General features: G+C 71.4%; 16 protein-coding genes. 5 read left to right on the top strand and 11 right to left on the bottom strand.

The window, feature by feature from the left end:
• The 5 genes from AB0J80_RS21510 to AB0J80_RS21530 are packed head-to-tail and all read right to left on the bottom strand — an operon-like array spanning position 1 to position 5,115.
• Entirely contained in the window at positions 1-963 is a 963-nt protein-coding gene (locus AB0J80_RS21510; protein WP_364707499.1) for a DUF1152 domain-containing protein, read from the bottom strand.
• 39 nt (positions 964-1,002) lie between these two features.
• A complete protein-coding gene (locus AB0J80_RS21515) occupies positions 1,003-2,172 on the bottom strand; it encodes a CapA family protein (RefSeq protein WP_364707502.1) in 1,170 nt (389 codons plus the stop codon).
• A gap of 57 nt (positions 2,173-2,229) precedes the next feature.
• Positions 2,230-3,009, bottom strand: a complete 780-nt coding sequence (locus AB0J80_RS21520; protein ID WP_364707505.1) for a hypothetical protein — start codon at positions 3,007-3,009, stop codon at positions 2,230-2,232.
• A 58-nt stretch (positions 3,010-3,067) separates the two neighbouring features.
• Complete coding sequence (locus AB0J80_RS21525) at positions 3,068-4,162, bottom strand: glycosyltransferase (protein WP_364707507.1); 1,095 nt, start codon at positions 4,160-4,162, stop codon at positions 3,068-3,070.
• 26 nt (positions 4,163-4,188) lie between these two features.
• Positions 4,189-5,115, bottom strand: a complete 927-nt coding sequence (locus tag AB0J80_RS21530) for an LLM class F420-dependent oxidoreductase (protein ID WP_364707510.1) — start codon at positions 5,113-5,115, stop codon at positions 4,189-4,191.
• A 55-nt stretch (positions 5,116-5,170) separates the two neighbouring features.
• Here AB0J80_RS21530 and AB0J80_RS21535 point away from each other — a divergent pair, with 55 nt between their 5' ends.
• A complete protein-coding gene (locus tag AB0J80_RS21535; protein WP_364707512.1) occupies positions 5,171-5,773 on the top strand; it encodes a helix-turn-helix domain-containing protein in 603 nt (200 codons plus the stop codon).
• A gap of 16 nt (positions 5,774-5,789) precedes the next feature.
• Here AB0J80_RS21535 and AB0J80_RS21540 read toward each other — a convergent pair whose 3' ends face one another.
• The 4 genes from AB0J80_RS21540 to AB0J80_RS21555 all read right to left on the bottom strand — a co-directional run bounded on the left by AB0J80_RS21540 (position 5,790) and on the right by AB0J80_RS21555 (position 10,306).
• Positions 5,790-6,398: a hypothetical protein gene (locus AB0J80_RS21540; RefSeq protein WP_364707515.1), complete on the bottom strand. Its 609-nt coding sequence runs from the start codon at positions 6,396-6,398 to the stop codon at positions 5,790-5,792.
• Positions 6,399-6,525: 127 nt separating this feature from the next.
• Positions 6,526-7,275 carry a DUF2927 domain-containing protein gene (locus AB0J80_RS21545; protein ID WP_364707516.1) on the bottom strand — a complete coding sequence of 250 codons (750 nt, stop codon included), beginning with the start codon at positions 7,273-7,275 and terminating at the stop codon, positions 6,526-6,528.
• A 68-nt stretch (positions 7,276-7,343) separates the two neighbouring features.
• Positions 7,344-9,107 carry a hypothetical protein gene (locus AB0J80_RS21550; protein ID WP_364707519.1) on the bottom strand — a complete coding sequence of 588 codons (1,764 nt, stop codon included), beginning with the start codon at positions 9,105-9,107 and terminating at the stop codon, positions 7,344-7,346.
• 53 nt (positions 9,108-9,160) lie between these two features.
• On the bottom strand, positions 9,161-10,306 hold the full coding sequence (locus AB0J80_RS21555) for an acyl-CoA dehydrogenase family protein (RefSeq protein ID WP_364707522.1): 1,146 nt from the start codon (positions 10,304-10,306) through the stop codon (positions 9,161-9,163).
• A gap of 78 nt (positions 10,307-10,384) precedes the next feature.
• Between AB0J80_RS21555 and AB0J80_RS21560 the strand changes: the two genes are divergently transcribed.
• From AB0J80_RS21560 to AB0J80_RS21575, 4 genes are read left to right on the top strand one after another with little or no spacing between them, the layout of a single operon-like run.
• Entirely contained in the window at positions 10,385-12,079 is a 1,695-nt protein-coding gene (locus tag AB0J80_RS21560; RefSeq protein WP_364707524.1) for an acyclic terpene utilization AtuA family protein, read from the top strand.
• Between the two features lie 59 nt (positions 12,080-12,138).
• Positions 12,139-13,674: an acyl-CoA carboxylase subunit beta gene (locus tag AB0J80_RS21565; RefSeq protein WP_364707575.1), complete on the top strand. Its 1,536-nt coding sequence runs from the start codon at positions 12,139-12,141 to the stop codon at positions 13,672-13,674.
• 8 nt (positions 13,675-13,682) lie between these two features.
• Positions 13,683-15,635, top strand: a complete 1,953-nt coding sequence (locus tag AB0J80_RS21570) for a biotin carboxylase N-terminal domain-containing protein (RefSeq protein ID WP_364707576.1) — start codon at positions 13,683-13,685, stop codon at positions 15,633-15,635.
• Positions 15,628-16,224 carry a TetR/AcrR family transcriptional regulator gene (locus tag AB0J80_RS21575; protein ID WP_364707527.1) on the top strand — a complete coding sequence of 199 codons (597 nt, stop codon included), beginning with the start codon at positions 15,628-15,630 and terminating at the stop codon, positions 16,222-16,224. The genes AB0J80_RS21570 and AB0J80_RS21575 overlap by 8 nt, the downstream gene beginning before the upstream one ends.
• A gap of 453 nt (positions 16,225-16,677) precedes the next feature.
• Here AB0J80_RS21575 and AB0J80_RS21580 read toward each other — a convergent pair whose 3' ends face one another.
• Together AB0J80_RS21580 and AB0J80_RS21585 are read right to left on the bottom strand one after the other, a co-directional pair.
• Positions 16,678-17,520, bottom strand: a complete 843-nt coding sequence (locus tag AB0J80_RS21580; RefSeq protein ID WP_364707529.1) for a hypothetical protein — start codon at positions 17,518-17,520, stop codon at positions 16,678-16,680.
• A 15-nt stretch (positions 17,521-17,535) separates the two neighbouring features.
• Positions 17,536-19,099: WD40 repeat domain-containing protein (locus AB0J80_RS21585; protein WP_364707531.1), on the bottom strand; the 1,564-nt coding region annotated here is incomplete at its 5' end.

The following is a 19,099-nucleotide window of genomic DNA, read 5'->3' on the forward strand; positions in this document are numbered from 1 at the left end:
TCAGTGGGGGTAGGCACGCGGGATCCTCGGTGAGACCTCGTTGCGGAACGCCTCGATGCGCCCCGTCACCTGGCGCCTGCCGAGGGTCTGCTCGATGCGGTCCAGGTAGAGGCAGCGTGCGGCGAGCTTGTCGAGGTCGACGGTGAAGTAGACCGCCATCAGCGGGTTGACGAACAGCGGGCTGCCGCTGGTGCGCTGGGTGAACTGGACGTCGCCGAACGCTCCGCGGGTGGCGGCGGCGATCTGGCCGTTGACGATGCTCGGCCGGTCCGGGGTGGCGGCCTGGGCGTGGGCGACCGCGTCGCGGTACAGCTCGGCCTCCCGGCTCGCGTTCGGGATCGACAGCGCGCCCAGGTAGCCGCCGTCGCGGTCGAGTGCGGCGAGGTTCTCGAGCACCTCCACGTGGTTGACGCCGTCGAAGGCGTCGATACCGAAGCCCAGGGAGGTGACCAGCTTGACCGGCACGTCGAGACCCGCCACGGCGCCGAGGCTGGTGATGTCCTCCACCGGCGTACCGAGGGTGCTCTCGTCGCCGCGCAGCAGGATGTCGGTGCCGCCGTCCACGAGCACCACCGCGTCGACGTCCAGCCGGTCGACGAGGTAGCGGTACGCCTCGCGCAGCAGCTGGACGCCGAGTGGAGGAAAGGCGTACACCGTCGACGGCAGATCGTGGGCCGCCAGCCAGCGGGCGAGCGTGCCTTCCGGGAAGTACCAGTCGGAGGTGGTCGTCTCCGGCGTCACCTCGACCACGTGCTCCGCGACCCACGACTCACGGTCGATGAGGACGAGCTCGGAGAACGACAGGTTGGCCAGATGCACCTGGACCCCGCCGCGCTGGAGTGCGATGGCGAGCGGCAGGCCGGCGTACACGTCGAAGCCGCCGCCGGCACCGGCGATGAGGACGCTGCGGGCCGGTGCCAGCGCGGCGAACAGCGGCGGGGTGGCCAGCGTGAAGGTCGTCACCGCACCATGATCAACCACGGACGCAACGCCGCGGCAGACTCAGGGCGGGGTGATCGCGCCGTCCGGGGCGAGCTGTGCACCGCTGTCCGGAAAGTCGGCGGCGGACAGCCGCGCCACCGCGGCCCGGCCCTTCCCGTCCGGGTCCGGCTCGGGCCGGCCGTCGGAGCCGATCACCGTGGAATGGAACGTGCCGCCGGCCCACCGCCCGTCCGGCTCGAGGGAGACGGTGAGGACACCACTGCGGCCCAGGACTCCCCCGCTCCTCAGCTGGGCGGGGCCGGAGCTGAAGTTCCCCAGGCTGTACGCGATGAGGCGCCCCTTGTAGAACTCCATCGCCCGCAGCACGTGCGGTCCGTGGCCGACGACCAGGTCCGCGCCCGCGTCCACGACGGCGTGCCCGAAGGCGATCGGGTCGCCCCGGTTCTCGCTGCCGAGGAACTCGTCGCCCGGGCGGACGTGGGTGTGGTCCGCGCCTTCGGCTCCCATGTGGACCTGGACCACCACCAGGTCGCCCTGCTCGCCGGCACGGCGTACCACGTCCCGCGCCTGCTCGAGGTTGCGCAGGTCGTTGAACCTTTCGTACGGGGCGAAGCCGACGACGGCCACCCGCACTCCCCCGACCGGGACGACGGTGATCTCGCCTTCCGCGCCGGTGTGCCGCAGGTCGTGCGCCTCGAGGGCCTTGCGGGTGTTGTCGAAGCCGGCGTCCCCGTAGTCGCCGCCGTGGTTGTTCGCCTGGTTGAGCAGGCCGAAGCCGGCGGCCTTGAGGTGGGCGGCGTAGGACGGCGGCGTCCGGAACGCGAAGCATCGGTCGCTGTCGGCGCCGCACTTGCGGAAGCCGGTGTCGTCGGTGAGGGTCTGTTCGAGGTTGCCCATCACCAGGTCGGCGGCCAGAACCTTCTCGACCTTGTCGAAGAAGCCGCGGCCGTCGTCGGCGGGGAGCTTGCCCGGCGCCTGCCCCATGATGATGTCGCCGGTGGCCGACAGCGATACGGCCTTCGCCGGGCTCGCCGACGCGGCAGGCGCACTGGACGGCGCCGACGCCGCGGGCGGCCGGCTCGCCGGGGCGTCCGGTCCCCGGCGGTTCGCCAGCGCCACGCTGCCGAGGCCGGCACTGACCAGCACGGCGACGACGATGGTGGCGGTCAGGATCGGCCGGCCGGCGAGACCGCGGCGCGGTGGCGGCGCAGAGGATCGGTAGATGGTCATCGACCGGCACGGTAGCCGTCGCGGACAAGCCCGTCGATGGACCGGTTCCGGGGTCGCTCACACTGTCGTGAAGTAGGCCTTGATGCTCGCCGGGCGGTTCCGGGCGACGGCTTTGCCGTTCGCCGCATCGGCCGGGCCGCTCATGCGTACGGTCACGCTGTCGTCACCGGGCACCGTGATCAGGCCGCCGACCGGTGTCACCGTCTCGGCCTGCTGCGTCTTGCCGGGCTCCGGGTCGTTCCAGACCACGTAGACCAGGCGGACCGTGACGGGCAGGCCGTTGGGGTTGGTCACCTCCACGGACGCGATGCGGTCGTTGCGTGTGACGGTAGCTCCCTCGCGGTCGAGGGGCGTGACGTCGACGAAGGATTCGACGAGCGGGAAGCGAACGGTGGGAGCGTCGTCGACGGTGACCTTGACATCCGCCACCTGGTCCGCGGACGGGCCGTCGAAGATGAGTACGTCGAAGCCGCCGCCCGGAAGGATCACCAGAGCGCCGTGGTCGCTGCCGAACATGGTCCGCACGCGGACCTTCGGCAGGCTGTGCCCGGCTCCGTCGTACGCGGTGAACGAGAGGGTGGGCGTCACCGGGCTTCCACCGTCGTAGTCGATCAACAACTGCTGGTTCATCATGTCCTCGCCGGCGACGGCGACGTACTGGAACCTCAAGGTCTCCCGCGTGGCCATGCCGACGATCGTGCCGATGGCGACGGCCACCAGCACCAGAGCCGCCACACCGGCCACGGTCTTGCCGAGCGGTCCCGCGCGCAGCCCGGCGAACCGGGAAGGCCGGCTCTCGTGGCTCGACGGGATCGGAGGGGTCGGGAACATGGTCACGGCTGCAGGCTAGGGCACCGCGGCGCCTTCCCGTGGGAGCAGCAGCACAATGCGACCGCTATCCGCCGGCCGAAGCCTCCAGCACGGGGACCACCGAGGCCGGGTCGGGCATCGCCGCGATCTCCGCCGCAACCTCCCGGGCCGCCCCGCGCAGCCCTTCGTCGGTCAGCAGCCGGGTCAGGTCCGCCGCGCGTACGGCCTTCGCCTCGACGGCGAGGCCGGCACCGCGCTTCGCCAGCAGCTCGGCGTTGTGCCTGCGGTCACCGGCTCCCGGCGTGGTCAGTTGGGGTACGCCCGCAGCCAGCCCGCCCAGCACACTCCCGGCGCCCGAGTGGTGGACGAAGGCGGCGGCATGCGGCAGCACCTCGTCCAGCGGAACACGGCCGACCGCCCGTACGTTCGGGGGGAGGCCACGGGTGCTCGCCGGGCGTACCAGCACGAAGTCGGCGTCCACCTCTGCCGCCGCGGCGATGACCGCGGGGCCCGGGTCGCCGTCGTTCGGGCCCGCGATGGTGCTGCGGCTGACCACCACCCGGGGACGGTCGCCGGCGGTCCGCAGCCAGTCCGGAACCGGGCCGCCGCCCGAGAACGGCACCGGCCGCATCATGAGCGCGTCGCCGGCCGGGGCCGCGCGCAGGCTCGGCGGCGTGACGGCGATCGTCAGGGCGGGCGCCGGGGTGGCGTACCGGGCCAGGGCCGTGCTGGTGGTCACCGCCCGGTAGAGGTCGGTGGCCGGCCACAGCGTGTTCTCCTGCAGGACCGACGGGATGGACAGCCGCCCAGCGACGACGGCGCCGGCCTCGGCCAGCGACTCGTACACGATGAGGTCGGGGCGTTCCTGCTCGGCCAGCTCCTGCAGCGGACGGACCAGGGCCAGGTTGGCGCGGCCGAACAGCTCGCCGACCATCGCGTGGCCCGCGGTGCCGCGCATCTCGGCGCGGGCGATGCGCGGATGGCGCAGAGCCACCCGGATCGCGCTGCGTGGCAGGCTGAAGCGCGCCCCGATGTCCACGGTCCGCAGGCCCCGGACGTCGGGCGGGAAGGCGCCGCCGGCCAGGATGACGTCATGGCCGGCGGCGCGGCAGGCCGCGGCGAGCGGGATGAGGGGCAGCAGGTCGCCCTGGAGCGGCGCGGCGACGAAGACGAGGCGCATGAGCCGCGTCATAGCACGGCGCCGGCTCAGCGCTGGAGCGCGGCGCCGACCCGGGCGACCATGCCGGGTCGGTGCCCGTTGCGGATCAGGTTGATGGTGATCCCGCCGATGCCGGCGGCCAGCACCTTGTCGTGCAGCTGCTCGGCGACCTGGTCGGCCGTGCCGAGGAAGGCCCGGCTACGGCGATCCTCGGGCACGGTCTCGGCGAGCTCCTTCACCTCCTGCTCGGTCTCCCCCACCATGCCCATGGCGAGGTAGCTGGTCGCGAGCGTCTCCGGGTCGCGGCCGATCTCCTCGCAGCGCTGTCGCAGGACGGCGACCTTGCGGGGCAGGTCGGCGACGTCGCAGATGATGTTCATGTGGTCGGCGAAGCGGGCGGCCAGGCGGAACGTCTTCTGCTCGCCGCTGCCACCGAGCATGATCGGGATGGTCGGGCGCACTCGCGGGTTGTTCATCGCTCCGCGCGCCGTGTACCACTTGCCCTCGAAGCTCGCGGGCTCGCCCCGGAGCATCGGGGCGATGATGGTCAGCGCTTCCTCGAGCCGCTCGAAACGCTGGGTGAACGAGCCGAACTCGAAGCCGAAGTCGTGGTGCTCCCGCTCGAACCAGCCGGCGCCGATCCCCAGGATCGCCCGGCCGTGCGAGACCACGTCGAGCGTGGTCACGGTCTTCGCCAGCATCGCCGGGTTACGGTACGTGTTCCCGGTGACCAATGCGGACAGCTGCACGGTCGAGGTGGCCGTCGCGAGGGCGCCGAGCGTCGTGTACGCCTCCAGCATCGCGTTCTCCGGCGCCCCGATGCCCGGTAGCTGGTAGAAGTGGTCCATCACCAGGACGGTGTCGAATCCCGCCGCCTCGGCCTCGCGGGCCTGGGCCACGACCGTGTCGAAGAGGTTCTCGACCGGGCCGGGATAGGTGTAGTTGGGAATCTGGTACCCGAGCCGGATGCTCACAGTGCCTCCGCCGATGTAAGAGGGCTATCACTTGCTAATGTAAGAGGTCACTTACATGGAGGCAAGCGTGTCGGCGAAGCAGGGCTACCACCACGGCGACCTCCGTGCCGCCCTGGTCGACGCCAGCTTCGAGCTGCTCGCCGAGGCGGGCCTGCAGCGGTTCTCCGTCGCCGCCGTGGCCCGCCGGCTGGGCGTGAGCACCGCCGCCCCGTACCGGCACTTCCCGGACCGTGCCCACCTGCTCGGCGCCGTCTCGGCGACCGCCGCCCGCGACCTGAACGCCGCCGTCCGGGCCGCCGCCGAGACTGCCGGACCCGACCCGGGCGACCGCATGGCCGCCGCGGCAGGCGCCTACGTCCGGTACGTCGCCCGCACGGGCGGCGGCTTCCACGTCATCTACGCCGCCGAGCTCCACCATCTGCCGGACGAGGCCCGCCGCGAGCAGACCCGCGCCCTGATGACCACCCTGCTCGACCTCGCCACGGCGACCGGCTGCGCCACCCACCGGGAGGCCGTCCAGCTCGTCGAGGCGACGATCGCGGTGGCCCACGGCTACACGTCCCTGTTCGCGGACGGCTTCTTCGCCCGCAAGTCCACGTCGGTGGACTCCATAGCGGCCCGCGCCACCGGGGCGGCACGCGCCCTGATGAACGGATAGCGGCCCGGGTCGCGCGTCACCCGGAGGACTGCAGCATGAGGCGGGGGCCGAGCAGGCGGCTGAACCCCTTGAGCAGCTTCGTGCCCGAGCGGCCCGCCGCCTCGTAGGTCACCGTGGTGCCGTGGTGGAAGCTCAGCGTCACGGCAACGGTGTCTCCCCGGGTGGCGAGCCAGGCTCCGGCGACACTGTTCGCCGACACCGGGATCGGCGCGCCCACGTCCTTCTGGACCGTGTACTCCAGCGAGCGCCGGAAGGCCGGGATCAGCAGGAACGGGGAGATCAGCACGATCGTGATGAGGTAGAGGACGCCGCCGAAGAGCTCGTAGATGTCCGACACGGCCATGCCCACGCCGAGCGCGGCCATCCCCGCGCCCACCGCGGCGATCACGCCCGTCACGGTGGCGGCCGGCTCGACACCGGCCCAGGAGAACAGCAGCCAGAGCGGGCCGAACAGCAGCGCGGTGACGAAGCCGCCCCAGCCGCCCCACGAGGCGAGGCCGTACAGCTCGCCGAGGCGGCTCTTCACCTCCGGGCGCCGGTGAATGACGCGCCACGTGCCGTCGCGGTGCAGGACCAGGCGTACCGAGCCGCCCGGTGTCGCCTGCACGTCCCAGATGTGCCCCATGCCGGCGAGGGTAGGGACGATCTTCGGCCCCGACGTCAGTAGATTTACGCAATGACGCACGTACTCGTGACCGGGATGCCGGGCGTGGCGGGAGTACGGGCCGCTGCGTACTGGGACTTCGGCGCTGTCAGTCGACGATCACGGCGGCCGTGACGTCCTTGCGGGTGTCGCCCGGCTGCAGCGCTCCGCCGTACAGAAGTCCGATCAGTTTCTTGTCCAACGCCGAGTACGTGGTGGGTGTGGCCCAGTAGCGCCCGTAGAAGACGCTGTCCGGGTGGTCGTCGGCGTCGCGCATGAGGCCCATGCTCTGCGTCAGTTCCTCGCGGATGAGGTGGCAGCGGACCCGGTCGCCGATGCCCGTCGTCCGGATCAGCACGGTGCCGCCGCTGATGGTGTGGTCGCCGCGCCAGTTGACGGTGAAGAAGCCGTCGTTGTCGCGGACGTACTTCGGCTCGATCGCAGGGAAGCGGGAGACCGGGCCGAAGTACATGCGGATGTCGCCGGTGGGACCCGTGGTGAGCTGCAGGTCCGTGGTGGCGGTCAGCTGGTTGAAGTCGGCGACGACCTGCTTCAGGCAGGTACGGGCGGCCGCGTCCGGCGTGCCGTCGACGCGGACCGTGACGACCGGTTGGGCCCATTTGATGATGACGCTGACGTTGTCGCCGTACTCGGCACCGAGAGCGATCTTGAAGAAGTAGCCGAGGGTGGCCTTGCTGACCCTCGGCTTCGGCGGCGGCGGCGACGCGGACGCGGCCGGGGGCGCCGGGGAGGAGGGCTCCGGGCCGGCCGGCGTGGACGAGCCGTCACAGGCACCGGCGGTGAGGACGGCGCCCAGCAGCAGTGCCGGGCCCAGGACGCGAAGCAGCGCCGGACGCACGCGGATCCTCCTGTGGGGGGCAGTGCCAGGACCCCGGCATCCTACGGTCCGGCTCGCGTGCCCGGGAGTCAGCCGGGCAGCGTGCGCTTGCGGTCCGCCGGCACGCCGCGCGGTGGCGCCTTCGGCAGGAACCACACCGGGTTGGAGGCGCCGATCAGCCGCTTGTCGGCGAGGCGGACCTGGGTGCGGACGTATGTCCCGGAGCCGGGGGTGACGGTGAGCCGGTAGCGGCCCGTGGCCAGGGACTTCGCCGGGATGCGCTGCACCTTCACCGCCGGGGCGAGCTTGCGGGTGCCGGCCCGGTCCGTCACTCCGGTGACGATCTCCAGCACCGAGCCGGCCGGGAGGGCCGTCGCCACGGCGTCGACCTTCACCTTGGTGGCCTTGGTGAGGTAGACGGCGCCCATCGCGTCGCGGCCGCCCACCTGCAGGTCCAGTGAGCCCCGGTAGAACAGCGGGTCGACGAACCAGGCAGCACCGCGGCGCAGCGCGGGCAGGACGTCGCTGCGCCGGCGGGCGGGTGCCCACGCGTACGTGAGGAACCGCTCGGGCGCGGCCAGCCAGTCGACGCCGTCGTGCTCGTCGCTGGCGCCCACCGCCGTGAAGAACAGCGCGTTGCGGGCGGCCACGTCGTAGACCCAGAGGAGGTCCTCCTGCGGGTTGCGGCCGATCTCCACCAGGTCGGCGCCGAGCTTGTCGCGCTCGATCATCAGCCGGGCGAGGCCCTCGCGGGTCTCCACGTCCATCGGATGGTTCCAGCAGACGATGCCGCCGTGCGAGTGCAGGAAGTCGATCATCGCGGCCGCGGCGGCCGGGTCGTCGTCGCGCTCCGGCGGCGACGGGAAGGCCGGCAGGGTCTGGTCGCCGCCGTACCAGTTCAGGTGGCGGACCAGCGAGACCTCGTACGCGCGGTAGTGCTTGACGTCGGCGTACTCCTGGTCGTAGTGGGCCAGGACCTCCTCGCGCATGTCCTCGCCGGCCTGCCCGGCCCGCCGCTCGCGCAGGAAGACGAGCCGGCCGACGGCGAACGCGGGCTCGGCGCCCGGACCGGCGGCCACCCCCAGGCGCAGCCCCCGGATGCTGTTGTCGGAGGCGACGAGGTCCGGCCAGAGCCGCTGGACGTCCTCGGCGAGCCGCAGCGACACCCGGGTCACGAGCCCGGCCTGAACCGGTACGTCCACGGTTCCGAGCAGGTCGGTGGTGCCGTAGGCGCGCTGGTCGGCTGCGCCGAAGCGGTAGCGCAGGACGTACTCGCCGGCGGGACGGCCGCCGCGGGCGGGGTGGTGCGACAGCTTCATCTGCAGCAGCAGCACGGCGTCGGGGCCCGCCCGTTCCGGCAGGACGTCCAGCTCCAGGACGGTGTCGGCGATGCAGGTGGAGTACGTGGAGTTCCACGCCGACCCGAGCTCCCACAGGATGCCGCCCTCGGGTGCCGCGCCGACCGCCGACAGCCGGAGGCCGCCGTTGTCGAAGCCCGCCGTCGCGATGGCCAGCTGGCCCTCGGTGCGCTGGGTCCACGTCCACGCCAGGCCGTCCTCCAGCTCCGTGACGCCGTCGAACTGCACCGCCTGCCGGTAATCGTGGGCGGCGATGCGCCAGTCGTGGTCGGTCCACCAGACCAGGTCCACCCCGTGCTGCCGGGCCTGCTGCAGGTGCGCCTCGTAGCTGGCCCCGCCCTCGCTGAACGGGCCGTGGATGTGCATGGCCATGCTGACCGGCTTGAGCGGCGGGTCGGCGGCGGACGCCGGCCCGGCGCCGGCGGCCGCGAGCCCGGCGCCGGTCGCGGCGGCGGCGAGAACGGTACGGCGGGAGACGGGTCGCAGCTCGGCCATGACCCGACTGTGCCGACTGGAGCGCCCGGATAGGGCGATATTCCGCGAAATGGTCAGGCGGGCAGGCCATCGAGGCGGGCGAGCACCTGCAGCATCACCTCGTCGGCACCGGCGCCGATCGAGGTGAGCCGGCTGTCGCGCAGCAGCCGGGCGGTCCACGTCTCCTCGAGGTAGCCCATGCCGCCGTGGAACTGCAGGCACAGGTTCGCCACCTCCCGGACGAGCCGCCCCGCTTTCAGCTTGGCCACCGTGGCGAGGCGGGTGACGTCCTCCCCCGCCATCAGCGCCTCGCAGGTGACGAGGTTGTGGCTGCGCAACAGGTCGACCTCCGCCTGCAGCTCGGTGAGGCGGAAGGCGACGTACTGCCGGTCGGCGAGCGGGGTGCCGAACACCGTGCGGTCGCGGACGAACTCCCGGGTGCGGTCGAGGGCGTACTGGCACTGGCCGACGGTGGTGTACGCGGCGAACATCCGCTCGGTCACGAACTGCCGCATCTGCTGCTGGAAGCCGCGCCCCGCCTCGCCGATGGTGTTCGCGACCGGTACGCGTACCTCGTCGAGCACCAGCTCCGCGGTGTCCGAGCAGCGGTTGCCGAGCTTGTCGAAGGTGCGCGAGACGCTGAACCCGGGGGTGTCCGTCGGCACGACGATCTGCGACATGCCGCGGTAGCCGCCCTCGTCGGAGGTCCGTGCGAGCAGGCAGACCCAGTCGGCCTGGGCGCCGTTGGTGATGTAGACCTTGCGGCCGGTGATGACCCAGTCGTCGCCGTCGCGGACGGCCCGGGTCCGCAGCCGCGCGACGTCCGAGCCGGTGTCCGGTTCCGTGACGGCGATGGCGGTGACCGCGGTGCCGGCGACGGCGGGTGCGAGGTAGCGCCGCTTGAGCTCCTCCGACCCGTACTCGTGCAGCGACGGCGTGGCCATCATCGCCTGCACGCCCAGGGCCATGCCGACGCCGCTGGCGTGCATCCGCCCGTACGCCTCGGCCGCGACGAGCTGGAAGCTGTGGTCGGCGCCCTCGCCGCCGTAGGCCGGGTCGTACTCCAGGCCGAGCAGGCCGAGCGCCGCGGCCTTGGGGAACAGGTCGTGCAGCGGCGCCCGCCCGGCCGCCTCCCAGGCGTCGACGTGCGGGTTGACCTCGGTGTCGACGAACCGGCGGACGGTGTCGGAGAAGGCGCGATGGTCCTCGGTGAGCCGCATCCGCCGACGGTAGCGAAGCGCCGCCGGCAAAAACAAGCACGCTTGCTTGTTTTCGCCCGCTGTGCCAATGTCACCGGCATGAGCCTGCGCGTCGGCAACTGTTCCGGCTTCTACGGCGACCGGTTCGCCGCGATGCGGGAGATGCTCGAGGGCGGCGAGCTGGACGTGCTCACCGGCGACTACCTGGCCGAGCTGACCATGCTGATCCTCGGCCGGGACCGGGCGGCCGACCCCGCGGCCGGCTACGCCCGGACGTTCCTCGCCCAATTGCGGGACTGCCTGCGGCCGGCCCTGGACCGCGGCGTGCGCATCGTCAGCAACGCCGGCGGCGTCAACCCGCAGGCGCTCGCCGCCGCCGTCCGCGAGCTGGGTCTCGGCCGGGTGGCGGTCGTGCGCGGCGACGACCTCACCGGGCGGGCGGGCGCGCTGGGTCTCGGCTCACCGCTGGGAGCGTACGCGTACCTGGGCGCCTTCGGGATCGCCCGCGCGCTCGCCGACGGCGCCGACGTCGTCATCACCGGACGGGTCACCGACGCCTCGCTGGTGGTCGGTCCCGCGATCGCGCACTTCGGCTGGGGCCGTACCGATCTCGACGCGCTCGCGGGCGCCACCGTGGCCGGGCACGTCATCGAGTGCGGCACCCAGGCCACCGGCGGCAACTACCCGTTCCCCGGCGAGATCGGCGATCCGCTCCACCCGGGCTTCCCGATCGCCGAGATCCGTCCCGACGGCTCCAGCACCATCACGAAACATCCCGGCACCGGTGGCGCGGTCACCGTCGGCACCGTCACGGCGCAGTTGGTCTACGAGGTGGGCGACGCCCGCTACGCCGGCCCTGACGTCACCACCCGCCTCGACACGGTGTCGCTGCGGCAGGCCGGTCCGGACAGGGTCGAGATCACGGGGGTACGCGGTGAGCCCCCGCCCCCGGAGCTCAAGGTCGCCTGCACCTCGCTCGGCGGCTACCGCAACGAGATGACGGTGGTGCTGACCGGCCTCGACATCGACGCCAAGGCGGCACTGTTCCGCCGGCAGTTCGAGGCCGCCCTCCCGGTCGAGCCGGCCGAGCTCACCTGGCGCCTGGCCCGGCTGGACACCCCGGACGCGCCGACCCAGCAACGGGCGTCGGCACTGCTGACCGTCGTCGCCCGGGACCCTGGCGAGAAGGCGGTGGGCCGCGCGTTCAGTGACACCGCCGTCGAGCTGGCCCTCGCGTCGTACCCGGGCTTCTTCAGCACCACACCGCCGGGACGCGCCCACCCGTACGGGGTCTACCGGGCGGCCCTCGTGCCGCAGAGCGTGGTGGAGCACGAGGTGGTCCTGGACGACGGCAGCGTCGTCGCGGTCGACCCGCCGCCGCTGACCCGGCCGCTGGAACCGCTGTCCGGGCCCGCGCCCTCCCCCGCGCTCGAGCAAGCGGGCCCGTCGCGGCGGTTGCCGTTGGGTACCGTCGCCGGGGCGCGCTCGGGCGACAAGGGCGGCGACGCCAACGTGGGGCTGTGGGTGCGCGACGATGCCGCGTACCCATGGCTCGCCGCCCTGATCACCGAGGAGCGGGTCCGCGCCCTGCTGCCGGAGGCAGCCGAGCTGCCGGTGCGGATCACCCGGCTGCCGGGCATCCGGGCTGTCAACATCGTCATCGAGGGGCTGCTCGGGCGGGGCGTCGCCGACCAGGCGCGCTTCGACCCGCAGGCCAAGGGGCTGGGCGAGTGGCTGCGGTCACGGCACGTGGACATCCCCGAGGCCCTGCTCGCCCGTGAGGAGGAACAGTGACGATCCTGCGGTCCACCCTCGACCCGGACACCGCGGACGCCCGCGCCGCCCGGCAGGCCATGCTCGACGCCCTCGGCCAGATCGAGGCCGAGACCGCCGCGGCCGTCGCGGGCGGCGGCGAGAAGGCCGTCGCCCGGCACCATGCGCGCGGCAAGATGACCGCCCGCGAGCGCATCGAGCTGCTGCTCGACCTCGACTCGCCGTTCCTCGAGCTGGCCGCGCTGGCCGGCTACGGCTCGTCCTTCACCGTGGGCGGCAGCGTGGTCGCCGGGATCGGCGTGGTCAGCGGGGTCGAGTGCCTGCTGATCGCGAACGACCCCACCGTCAAGGGCGGCGCCAGCAACCCGTGGTCGCTGCGCAAGACGCTACGGATGCACGAGATCGCGCTGCAGAACCGGCTCCCGGTGATCAGCCTGGTCGAGTCCGGCGGTGCCGACCTGCCCACCCAGAAGGAGGTCTTCATCCCGGGCGGGGCGGTCTTCCGGAACCTGACCCGGCTGTCGGCCGCCGGCATTCCGACGATCGCGCTGGTCTTCGGCAACTCGACGGCCGGCGGCGCGTACCTGCCCGGCATGAGCGACCACGTGGTGATGATCGAGAACCGGTCGAAGGTGTTCCTCGCCGGCCCGCCACTGGTCAAGGCCGCCACCGGGGAGGAGTCCGACGACGAGTCGCTGGGCGGCGCGGCGATGCACGCGAGCGTGTCCGGCCTCGCCGACCACTACGCCGCCGACGAGCAGGACGCCATCCGCATCGGCCGGCGCATCGTCGCCCGGCTCAACTGGCGCAAGGCCGCCGGCCCCGCCACGGCCGTCCCCGAGCCACCCCGGTACGCCGCCGACGACCTGCTCGCGATCGTGCCGCCCGACCTCAAGGCGCCGTTCGACCCCCGCGAGATCATCGCGCGCATCGTCGACGACAGCGACTTCGACGAGGTCAAACCCCGCTACGGCAGCTCCCTGGTCACCGGCTGGGCCGAGCTGCACGGCTTCCCGGTCGGCATCCTGGCCAACGCCCGCGGCGTGCTGTTCAGCGCCGAGGCGCAGAAGGCGGCCCAGTTCATCCAGCTGGCCAACCGCTCCCGCACTCCCCTGCTGTTCCTGCACAACACGACCGGCTACATGGTGGGCAAGGAGTACGAGCAGGGCGGCATCATCAAGCACGGCGCCATGATGATCAACGCGGTGTCCAACTCCACCGTGCCGCACCTCTCACTGCTGGTCGGCAACTCGTACGGCGCCGGCCACTACGGCATGTGCGGCCGGGCGTACGACCCGCGGTTCGTCTTCACCTGGCCCAGCGCGCGCTCGTCCGTGATGGGCGCCCAGCAGCTCGCCGACGTGACGTACCTGGTGTCGAAGGCGTCCGCGCTGGCCCAGGGCAAGCCCTTCGACGAGGACGGGGCGCAGGTGGTGCGGCACGCGATCGAGCAGCAGATCTCCGCCGAGGCGATGCCGCTGGTGCTCTCCGGGCTCGTCTACGACGACGGCATCATCGACCCCCGCGACACCCGCGACGTCCTCGGCGTCGCCCTGTCCGCCGTCCACACCGCGCCGGTCGAGGGCACGCAGTCCTTCGGCGTCTTCCGGATGTGAGCCTGATGATGATGCACAGCGTGCTGGTGGCCAACCGCGGCGAGATCGCCCGCCGCATCTTCACGACCTGCCGGCGCCGGGGGCTGGCCACCGTCGCCGTCTTCTCCGACGCCGACGCGGGCAGCCCGCACGTGCGCGAGGCGGACAGCGCGGTACGCCTGCCCGGCGTCACCCCCGCGGAGACGTACCTGCGCGGCGACCTCGTCATCGAGGCGGCCCGGCGCGCCGGCGCCGACGCCGTCCACCCGGGCTACGGCTTCCTCGCCGAGAACGCCGACTTCGCCCGGGCCGTGCAGGACGCCGGGCTGACCTGGATCGGCCCGAGCCCTTCCTCCATCGCCGCCATGGCCTCCAAAGTGGAGGCGAAGCGGCGGATGGCGGCCGCGGGCGTACCGGTCCTCGAGCTGCTCGACCCGGCGACCATCACCGAGTCCGAGCTGCCGGTGCTGGTGAAGGCGTCGGCGGGCGGTGGCGGGCGGGGCATGCGCATCGTCCGTACCCTTGCCGAGCTGAGCGACGCCGTGGCCGCCGCCGCCCGCGAAGCCGCCGCCGCCTTCGGCGATCCGGGGGTGTTCTGCGAGCGCTACCTGGACTCGGGGCACCACATCGAGGTGCAGGTCCTGGCCGACGCCCACGGCACGGTATGGGCGCTCGGCGAACGCGAATGCTCGCTGCAGCGCCGCCACCAGAAGGTCATCGAGGAGGCACCCGCCCCGCTCGTCGACCGCATCGGCGGCGACCTGCGCGAGCGCCTGCTCGCCGCGGGCCGCGACGCCGCCGCCGCGGTCGGCTACACCGGCGCCGGGACGGTGGAGTTCCTGGCCGACGACGCGGGGGCCTTCTGGTTCCTCGAGATGAACACCCGCCTGCAGGTCGAGCACCCGGTCACCGAGTGCGTCACCGGCACCGACCTGGTCGCCCTCCAGCTCGACATCGCCGCGGGCCGCCCGCTCACCGGCCCGGAGCCGGCCATGACCGGCCACGCCGTCGAAGCCCGCCTGTACGCGGAGAGCCCCGCCGACGACTGGCGCCCGCAGACCGGAACCGTGGTCACCTTCGACATCCCCGGCGTCACGGCGCGGTTCGAGCGCACCTCCGACGGCATCCGCCTGGACTCCGGCGTGGAGGACGGCACCGAGGTCGGGCCGCACTACGACGCCATGCTCGCCAAGCTCGTGGCGTACGCGCCGACCCGCGAGGCCGCGACCCGGCAGCTCGCCGCCGCCCTGTGCCGCGCCCGCCTGCACGGCGTCACCACCAACCGGGACCTGCTCGTCGCCAGCCTGCTGCACCCCGAGTTCCTGGCCGGCACCGCCGGCACCAGCTTCTACACCGACCACCCACCGGCCGCCCTCACCGCCGGAACCGGACCCGATCCCTGCCTGGGCGCCCTGGTCGCCGCGCTCTCCGACGCCGCCCACGAACGCGGCCCGCTGCTGCCCGGCGTGCGCAGCGGCTTCCGCAACATCCCGGTCGGCTACCGCAGCCGCACCTACGCCGCCGGCGACCGCGAGATCGAGGTGCGCTACCGCTTCGGCCGCGACGGGCTCGAGGCGCCCGGCACCCCCGGCGTCACCCTGGTGGAGGCCACCGCGGACGCCGTCGTCCTGGACCACGACGGCATCCGGCGACGGTGGACGGTGGGCCGCTTCGACGACCGCGTGGTGGTCGACGGCCCGCAGGGCACGGTCGAGCTGCGCCGGCTGCCGCGCTTCACCGACCCGTCGGCCCAGCCGCCGGCCGGGGCACTGATCGCCCCGATGCCGGGCACGGTGGTCCGCGTCGACGTCCAGGTCGGCGACATCGTCACGGCGGGCCAGCCGCTGCTGCGCCTGGAAGCCATGAAGATGGAACACGTGGTCCACGCCCCCGAAGCCGGCACGGTGGCGGAACTGCCGGTCCGCGTCGGCCAGCAGGTCGCCCAGGACACCCCCCTCGCCGTACTGGCCGCCGATGGCTGACGAACCCAAACAGGACCGCTCCCGCGCGACGCGCCGGCGGCTGCTCGAGACAACGATCCGCTGCCTCGCCGACCAGGGCTGGGAAACCTCGACCGTCGCCCACATCGCCGCCGAGGCCGGCATCAGCCGCGGCGCGGTCCAGCACCATTTCCGTACGCGCGAAGCCCTCATCCTCGCCGCCCTGGAGCACATGTTCGAGGAACGCGCGGCCCTGCTCGACGCCCTGCCCGACCCCGGCGGCTCCGGCCCGGACCGGGTCCACACGATCGTGACGGGCCTCGTCGACGCCATCGGCGGCGACCTGTTCCGAGCGGCGCTGCAGGTCTGGACCGTGGCCGCTGCCGACCCCGAGCTCCGGGCCGCGGTGGTGCCGCTGGAACGCCACTTCGCCCGCGGCGTGCACGAGCGTGCCGTACGCCTGCTGCGGGTCGACGACAGCGACCCGGGGGTACGCGGCCTGATTCAGGCCACCCTGGACCTGGCCCGCGGCCTGGCGCTGGCCGACGTCCTCACCGACGACTCGCGGCGCCGGGCCCGGGTGGTCCACGCCTGGTCGGACCAGCTCGCGGCCGCCCTCCCGGCCACCTGACCGCGGCGGCCACTCCCCAGAAAGGACTACGGTGGAGTTTGCCTAAATGGGAGACTCAACATATCGTTGCCGACTCGCTGTCGCTGCCCTGCTGCCGTGCCCGCCGCAGGGAGGGCGCTGATGGTTCTGGCAGAGCCGGCCATCGCGGCGCCGACACTGCGCGCACCGGCGGAAATCCGGATGATGTTGGGACCAGAATCGTTGCGGCAGGTCCAAGACAGCGCCGAGCATTTCCGCGGACAGTCCAAAAACGGTTTCCAGCCGCAGGCGCCCGGACTTCTCCAGTGCGATCCGGGCGGCGGCGGTTCACGAGGTCTTCGCCTTCACCGACGAGTTCGCATCCGGCCAGCCCGTCCAGGAACCCGTCTCCTCGACCCGGCATCGGGTCGTTCTGCGGGCGACAAGATCCGGGCGCTGAACGCGAACGCCCGTAAAGGACTGCCGCGACCGGCGCTACAGTGTCTCTCTCAAAGCATCGGCGAAAGCTGAAGTCTTCAGATAGTTGGATGCGAGGTGGAAGTCGAAAGGATGGATCGACACCTCGACGTCATGGTCAACCCCTTCGAATCCGTTCTTCACACCACCAGGTGGCTGTGCGATCAGATCGCCGACATCAGAGATGTTCGACCACCGCCGTGCAGCCCTTGGCCGCACCCCGAGTGGCCCCGGGAGCGGATCCAGCCGGTGGAAGATCGCGTGGGGCAGGGCCAGAGGCGACCCTAGAGTGACCAGATGGTCCACGTGCAGATGCGGGTAGGCGTGCAAGGCCTCATACGCTACGACGGACCCCAAGGAATGTGCGACCACGACAGTTTTTCCAACTCGATTCGCCTGGGCAACGGCATTCGCGACCTCGGTTCTCGCAAGGATTCGCCGCGGCGTGTCTGGGTCCAGATATGCGGAGACTTCTTCAAAGAAGGCACCGATAACGCGTTCGAGTAACACCCTGTTGATGCCTCGAGCGGCGGACATCCGCCTCAACTCCTGCCGTAAACCTCGAGTCACTCGACCCTGCGCCTTCATCGACTGCGGCGACACAGTGTCCAGCCACTGGCCGAGCATCTCTTCCGCAGTAGAAGGGAGCCTGTCGAAGTCGCCGGTTCCTGACTGCGACCCGACCCTACGTAACCTGTGAGCATAGTAGGCCCCGACGACCCCTACCGTCGACGGCAAGGGTCCGAACGCCCCGGCCTCGATCGCAGCGCGCCACTGAACGGACATACTTTCTGCGGCCGCTGAGGGGTTGATGGGCCCTCGATAGTTCCAGACGCCATGCACGACGACGACAGTGCTCATGTCGAACCTATTCCTTCAAAGCCATAGAACCGCAACGTCCCATCCCGCCGTAAATGCCAAGTATCGGTCGTCAGGAGTCACGGTGATCGAACTGACCTCGTCCCAACTGGGCCATACGTCCACGAGTACACCATCGGTCAGTCTCCAAAAGCGCACCGTCTTGTCGGCGCCGCCACTCACGGCCAACGAATGACGGCCAGACCTTGTGCACGCGACAGAGTTGACGGGCCCAGAGTGCCCATTCAGCGGATCGCCGATGGGGCATCTCCTTTCGAGATCCCATAGTCTGACGGTTTGGTCGGCGCCGCCACTGACGGCGATCGTACGTCCGTCCACGGTCGTGCACGCGACGGAGTTGACCGGCCCCGAGTGACCGGACAGCGGATCTCCGATACCGCGTCCCGTCGCCAAATCCCACAGCCTGAGCGTGTTGTCGGCACCTCCACTCACGACCACCGGACGATGCTCGACGAGTGCACAAGCTAGTGCAGTTACCGGACCCACATGACCGGAAAGCGCCATACCCATGTAGTCACCGCTGACCAGGTCCCAGCGCTTCACCAAGGCGTCCGCTCCACCTGTGATGGCAAACGGGTGGTCACCCAAGATCGCTGATGTCATCGCCGTGACTGAGCCGGAGTGGCCTGTCAATCGCGAAAAGATCGGGTTGCCCGGCGTCATCTTCCAGACTGCGACCGTCCCGTCGTCACCCCCAGCCATGACGATGGGATGAGGAGCACTCATCTCACACGCGACCGCCGTGACGTTGGTGCCGTCGCCATAAATAGATGACGCCTTCTGCGAACCGCTCTGAAGGTCCCACACCTGCAGGCGCCTGTCTCTCCCCCCAGTGACGAGGGCAGGCTCGCCGTCAAGCCTTAGGTAGGCCGAAGCCAAGACGGCACCGGCGTGGCCTTTCAGGGGCCGACCCATCTGCTGGCCGCTTCGTAGTTCCCAGATCCTCACCGAGGCATCCACACCCCCGGTGACCAGAGCCGGCCTCCCGTCGATGATCGAACAAGCCGCCGCATTCACCGCGCCGGCGTGTCCCGCCAATGGGGCAGCAAACGCTCGCGCCGGCGCCAAACTCCATACCTCAACAGTCCCGTCGTCCATGGCGGCGATGAACGTGGGGCGTTCGTCCAAAGTGCCACACGTGACCGCTCGCACGGTAGCGGACTGCCCGACAGCCAATGTGCGAATTGGCTCATTGGCCTCCAGGTTCCAAACTCTGATCGTCTGGTCCGAGCTACTTGTGACAGCGACAGGCAAGCCTTTTATCTGCGTGACCGCGACGGAACTTACGACTCCCCTATGCCCCTGCATGGGACGCCCGATGGGCTCGCCGGTACCGAGATCCCAGACACGTACCGTCCGGTCATCGCTCCCGCTGACCGCCACGGGCCTCCCGTTGACAACGGCACACGCGACAGCTCGAATGAACCCGGCGTGCCCCTGCATGGGCAGTCCGATCTGCTCCCCCGTACCGAGATCCCAGACACGTACCGTCCGGTCATCGCTCCCGCTGACCGCCACGGGCCTCCCGTTGACAACGGCACACGCGACAGCTCGAATGAAC

Origin of the sequence: Actinoplanes sp. NPDC049548, from assembly GCF_040676695.1 — a bacterium.
Classification (GTDB): domain Bacteria; phylum Actinomycetota; class Actinomycetes; order Mycobacteriales; family Micromonosporaceae; genus Actinoplanes.

What these genes read in the sequence shown, in the direction of transcription:
- AB0J80_RS21515 (WP_364707502.1), bottom strand. Translation starts at nt 2,172, where the DNA reads ATGACCATCTACCGATCCTCTGCGCCGCCACCGCGCCGCGGTCTCGCC.
- AB0J80_RS21525 (WP_364707507.1), bottom strand. Translation starts at nt 4,162, where the DNA reads ATGCGCCTCGTCTTCGTCGCCGCGCCGCTCCAGGGCGACCTGCTGCCC.
- AB0J80_RS21535 (WP_364707512.1), top strand. Translation starts at nt 5,171, where the DNA reads ATGGAGGCAAGCGTGTCGGCGAAGCAGGGCTACCACCACGGCGACCTC.
- AB0J80_RS21540 (WP_364707515.1), bottom strand. Translation starts at nt 6,398, where the DNA reads ATGGGGCACATCTGGGACGTGCAGGCGACACCGGGCGGCTCGGTACGC.
- AB0J80_RS21550 (WP_364707519.1), bottom strand. Translation starts at nt 9,107, where the DNA reads ATGGCCGAGCTGCGACCCGTCTCCCGCCGTACCGTTCTCGCCGCCGCC.
- AB0J80_RS21555 (WP_364707522.1), bottom strand. Translation starts at nt 10,306, where the DNA reads ATGCGGCTCACCGAGGACCATCGCGCCTTCTCCGACACCGTCCGCCGG.
- AB0J80_RS21560 (WP_364707524.1), top strand. Translation starts at nt 10,385, where the DNA reads ATGAGCCTGCGCGTCGGCAACTGTTCCGGCTTCTACGGCGACCGGTTC.
- AB0J80_RS21565 (WP_364707575.1), top strand. Translation starts at nt 12,139, where the DNA reads ATGCTCGACGCCCTCGGCCAGATCGAGGCCGAGACCGCCGCGGCCGTC.
- AB0J80_RS21570 (WP_364707576.1), top strand. Translation starts at nt 13,683, where the DNA reads ATGATGCACAGCGTGCTGGTGGCCAACCGCGGCGAGATCGCCCGCCGC.
- AB0J80_RS21575 (WP_364707527.1), top strand. Translation starts at nt 15,628, where the DNA reads ATGGCTGACGAACCCAAACAGGACCGCTCCCGCGCGACGCGCCGGCGG.
- AB0J80_RS21580 (WP_364707529.1), bottom strand. Translation starts at nt 17,520, where the DNA reads ATGAGCACTGTCGTCGTCGTGCATGGCGTCTGGAACTATCGAGGGCCC.